The 5,397-nt window shown below is 36.9% G+C and carries 2 protein-coding genes and 1 pseudogene; 1 reads left to right on the plus strand and 2 read right to left on the minus strand.

Annotation, left to right across the window (positions count from 1 at the left end; genetic code table 11):
• Positions 1-1,248, minus strand: a pseudogene (locus CK510_RS25540) (DUF3685 domain-containing protein); the annotation flags it as partial.
• A 262-nt stretch (positions 1,249-1,510) separates the two neighbouring features.
• On the opposite strand from CK510_RS25540, the gene CK510_RS25545 reads away from it, so the two are divergent.
• Complete coding sequence (locus CK510_RS25545) at positions 1,511-4,618, plus strand: pentapeptide repeat-containing protein (RefSeq protein ID WP_095724346.1); 3,108 nt, start codon at positions 1,511-1,513, stop codon at positions 4,616-4,618.
• Positions 4,619-4,841: 223 nt separating this feature from the next.
• Here CK510_RS25545 and CK510_RS25550 read toward each other — a convergent pair whose 3' ends face one another.
• The gene (locus CK510_RS25550) at positions 4,842-5,027 is read right to left on the minus strand and encodes a TLTLP motif-containing protein (RefSeq protein ID WP_095724347.1); all 186 of its coding nucleotides are present in this window, start codon (positions 5,025-5,027) and stop codon (positions 4,842-4,844) included.
• Positions 5,028-5,397 lie beyond the last annotated feature (370 nt).

The raw sequence follows: 5,397 nt of genomic DNA on the forward strand, positions 1-5,397 counted from the left end.
TAATAACTCTGGAAATAAGGGAATATAATCTAAAATCTCCCGTTGAATCACATCCCCATCTTGTTGTAATAAACTCACTATTTCCAAGTCATTATCCCCAACTCTAATCCGCGAAAACTTACCGAAAAAGTCAATTGTTGACGTTTGCCACAAATCACGCAAAATTACATGATTTAATTCATATAACTGACTAGCTTCAATCTGAGAATTCCGTAAATCATCTAATGTTTTTCCTAATTTTTGCAATATCAAATATAGAAGTTCGCGCTTTTTCTCAATCCGCAAAATATCGATTTCTATATAAGTATCCGTGACATTTTGTAACGGTAACTGAAGTTGAGATACGCAAGCTGAAAATAAATCTGCTTGCAATCCTCTGGGACTGAGTTGAGATGGTAAATTTAAGTTTTGTGAATTTATATTTTGTGAATTTGGATTTTGTGACAAATCAAATTGGTTACTAGAGTTAAATATATTCTCCTGTTGTACAGAACCAATAATACTAGGAATATTCCCTACTGGTTCAGTTTGGGAAGTTTGCTGATTTACTACCAAGATATTATTTAAAAGCCAACGTGCTGCAAATAATTCCCGTTGTTTCCCAGCTAAAACCGCTTTTTCTAACACTGGTATTCCCGGAATTTGTAACTTCCCTCTGACTTGTACTAAATTCGCTTGGATGTAACGATTTCCTGACAATTTGAGGTTATTGAGGTAGCGAGAGATGGGAGAAGGGGAATAAGGGATTGCAGATGGGATTGGGGGGAAAAATGGGGAATTGCCCGACATAACTGTATCGATAGCCCAGATTAGCTCCCTAATGGCAATTCCCTTGGGAAAATAACCATTGACTCCTAGTGTTTGTGCTGTTTTGATTAATTGCTGATTTTGCGTCGCACTCAAAATTAATATTGGTAGTTGGGGATATTGGGCTTTTAATTGCTGGCAAAGTTGTAAACTAGCTTGTGGATTAGTTTGTAAGTCCGTTTGTAAGTCCGTTTGTAAAATATTTGGCAAACTAAATGACTGACTGGCTGTTGAGTAACCTCGATCGATATCCAAGATGACTAAATCGAGTCGGTTTTGATTGTCTTGTGTCAGTCTGGCAACTATTTCTAACCCTTCAACATCATTTTCAGCTTCCCCTACCACTTCTAAATCCGCTTCAGCATCCAATACTAGCCGCAAACCCAACCTGAAAATCGAGTCTTGGTCTATTAATAGTATTTTAATTGTGCGATCGCTCATATTCTAATTTAGGTGAAGTAGTAGTAGACACGATCCGATGGATATTCTTGTGCAAATTAAGTCTTTGGACACCATTAATTCAACAAAATTCGGGTTCAAATTCTTACCCAGCAAGGAATCAGTATTGTAATTAATTCTGTCTGCTTACTTACAAATACCCAATACCTAATACCCAATTTACATAATTCCTTATTTTTACCAGTTCCCGGTTCGGGGTGAAATAGTCCATAATGACATTAGGAGGCTATTTACTGAGTAAAAAATGTACTTAAGTATTCGCCACTGGCTGGCAACTAAATTTACTAAAAATCATTACAGGGAAACACTTAGACCCGATATTATCGGTGGCATTTCCTTACGTATTATTAATGAGATAGATGTTAAAAGTTTAAGCATATTTGATATCTGTACTTTCGCAGAAATTCTAGAATTGCCTTTAAGTGCAGCTTGGCAAGAAATATCTGGAATAGCCCAATTAACCCAAGGTTTGCTTTCTAGTTTTAGCCAAAAAAAGCCGTTAAAACGCAATGAAGGTGTTTGGTTGGGATTTCAGATTGCTTATCTCAACGCCTTACAACAAATTTTAGAACAGGAAGTGAATTTAAAAAAGCCGTGGCTAAATCGAGCATTCTTTTGGCACGGGGAAATTGATGGTACTTCTTTTATTTCTCAAGATTCCCATCTACAGGAGTTGTTAAAGACGCTTAACCCTGGCAAATTAAGCGATACTCAAGCAGAACAAGCACTAATATTGATGGCAGAATCCTTGTTGGTTCAACAAATGAATCATGCTACTGTTGCTTGGTTTATGGCAAATGGTGCTGAGGAAAGCGAATCGAAGTTAATGGTACAAAGATTAGCTAATTCACTACCTGGGCATTTACTTATAGTTATCGCAGAAAATGCTGCGGCTTTAGCACAATTGCAAAAGTTTGTGCGATTGGGAAGTTCCTTTTTGGCTGGTACTAATGTATCTACTGATAAATCCCTATCTTTTTATGCATTGGACAAAATTGATTTAGCCCGTGAACAGTATCGTGCTAGTTTAATTACAGGTCTTGCGGAACCATTATTTTTGGAATATTTTTCTCTAAAGGATATTTATATTCCCCCAAAGGGATTACCAATTGAAGCAATTAATTTGCATAATGGTTCCCATCGTAATTTAGATAGTACCTTTAATTATAATTCCCACAGTATTTCCCATACAGATACAAAAACTTCCCATGCTGTCGATTTAATTACATGGGTACAGAATCAACTTGAGGATTTAGAAAGTATCCTCATCATTGAGTCGGAAGCTGGTTATGGGAAGACAAGTTTCTGTCAAATGTTGGCAGCAAAAACCGCGCAGGAATCTTATCCTGACTGGATGCCTATATTTATTCGGTTGCGCGATATTAAATATGGTGAAAATCTAGTAGAAACTCTTGCTTCTGGATTTCCTGAGAATATATCTATTCAATTGGAAGAGTGGTTAAAACTCAAGTATTTGAAATGTGTCTTTATTCTCGATGGTTTAGATGAATTACCTTTTGTAAATGGCAGAATGTCAACAACAAAATTCATCCAGCAGTTACTTAATTTTCAATCGCGTTCCTGTAATACTTCTAAAGGGGAATCGCAGCATAAAATTATTATTACGAGTCGTTCTGAGCATCTCCAAGAAATTATTAATCAGGGTATTAATCTTGATTTAATTCAGTTGCAAAGAATCACTATACAACCATTTGGACAGGAAGAATTACGTCTTTGGTTTCAAAATTGGGCAACAGTACAATCAGTCTCCTTAGCACAAAATTTCTTTACTTTTTTAAAGCAAGCAGGTTTATTTACAAGTGCATCAAAGTTACCAGAATTCTCTTTATTAATACGTCAACCTTTACATCTCTACTTATTCGGAATTCTCTACCGTGATGGCTTATTTGATGATGAATTAATCGAATTAGTCGCAGAAACTCAACAAATCCGAAATGGTGCATTGTTGTGGGAAATTTATCAACGTCTCAATCGATGGTTATTAGGGTATCCCGGAATTGATGGTGTAAAACCAATTTTGATTCGTGAAGGTTTGGCACATATCCATCGTAGCCAAGATGCAGTAGCAAATTTACTCCGAACTAATTATCCCGAAGCTTTACTGTCAAAAATCGAAGAAATTACCTTACAAATCCTCCATTCCCAACGTCATTATGTACATCTGGAGAATGAACAAAATGACTTACCAACCTTCTATTTCAAAATTTCCCCCCATTCCCAATTAACTAAAATCGAATTTTCCCATGCTCAAATTGGGAATTTTCTCTGCGCTAAAGTAATTGTTAACCAACTCAAACGACTAATTGAACGTCAACAGAATGGTTATGGGGATTCAGATTTTGTAATCGATTCCAAAAATAGCGTCGCTGAACATATCTATAATTTATTTGGTTATGGAATCTTGACATCAGAAATAGAAGAACTAGTGATTGAGGGATTGCAATGCTTACCAGTGACAGAATTTTCCTTTGCCACACTGTGCGATCGCTTGTCGGTTTTCTGGTACTCTCATTGTCAAGGACGTTGGCTCGATCAAGGAATAGCACACAAAGCTTGGAACTATTTTCGGACTTTGCAAAATCCCCTCAATGTCGAACAAATCAACACAGCAGTCGCTCTAAACGTATTTTTCTTGCTTTCTACTTGTCATCGTGAAGCAAAGCGTTCTTTTTTCCCCTGTCGTAATCCATCAAACTGGGAGGAATTCGATCCAGAGACACTAACCAAGCTAATTAATCGTACCAGCATCTTAGCTCCACAAGCTTTTCAAAAGCGTCTGCGCTCCAAATCGCTGAATCATGTCAATTTGTCAGGGGCAAATCTCGCACAAGTTAACCTAGCTGGAGCAAACCTAGAAACAATCAATTTGGGAAGTGCCAACCTTGCAGCTGCAAACCTCGCAAATGCCAATCTCGTTGGAGCAAATCTTGCAAATGCCAATCTCGTTGGAGCAAATCTTGCAAATGCCAACCTCTCGGAAACCAACCTTTCTGGTGCAAATTTAGCGAATGCCAACCTTTCTGGGGCAAAACTTCAGTCAGCAATTTTCACTAATGCTTGTTTGCATAATGCCATACTTTCTCCAGCCGCTCAAGAAACAGTTCGTCTCAATGGAGCAATGTTTGCATTAGAAGAATACCAAGCTCTCAAACAGTTATTATCCCAACAATCGCGACTCGAACTAGCCAATGTTCGCAAACAAAGCGCAAATAATGATATCTGGTTTAGTAATATGCCAGAAATGGGATTAATTGAAAGTATTGAAGGTGAAATGTTACCGGAAGATTTGTACGAGGATGATGCAGATGATGAAACCTTTGTTGGGGTTTAATAGTAAGGGTGTTCCCTAGAATATAATAAAATAATAAAGACGTTCCGGTGGAACGTCTTTATTTGAATTTCTACAAAACGAAGAGGTATAAAGGTAGGGTAGAATCATGCGATCGCAAATAGCGAAATTTTCCCAAATACCCTATTCGTAGTCGCAAATTCATTACCAATTCCTCGATATTCCCTAATATCTTTCGTTATCGATCAAATCATCCTGCTTTTAACTATTCTTTTGTTGTTTGCAATCTATAGGTTACTGGCTGTGGATTATTATTTTGGATATTATCTGAATAATTCGCAATCACGAACAAAGGCAATGTTAATGTCAACATTGCAATAATAGTTCCTACTATGTCTGCCAATCGATGTTGATATGTCTCGGTATTAGCAGACTGACTATTTGAATTCATAAAAAGGCAAAACTCATGACATCACTACACTCGTCAACTCTCTCAACTGGGAGCCTTACTCTTATTTTAGCTAACATTTGGCTTCGCGCCATATGACAATTAACAATTTAAAACTTTCTCAACTGAATATTTTCACTAATTTCTACTAATAATTTTATACCAAAGCTTTTTGATACTACTATTTTCACATATGTTTTCTGTTTAGCTATCTCATCAAATTTCCCAGATAATCACTAGTACAGTATGGCGCAAATAAAACTACCCTTTAAAATGGCTGAAAAGCTTATAGAATATTCTTTATTCCTTCTGCCCTTCGGCTAGTTTAGGGTAACACCTTCTGGCTTCTTACTTCTGGCTTTTTATACTATAT

Source organism: Brunnivagina elsteri CCALA 953 (assembly GCF_002289455.1).
Lineage (GTDB): Bacteria > Cyanobacteriota > Cyanobacteriia > Cyanobacteriales > Nostocaceae > Brunnivagina > Brunnivagina elsteri.

What these genes read in the sequence shown, in the direction of transcription:
- CK510_RS25545 (WP_095724346.1), top strand. Translation starts at nt 1,511, where the DNA reads ATGTACTTAAGTATTCGCCACTGGCTGGCAACTAAATTTACTAAAAAT.
- CK510_RS25550 (WP_095724347.1), bottom strand. Translation starts at nt 5,027, where the DNA reads ATGAATTCAAATAGTCAGTCTGCTAATACCGAGACATATCAACATCGA.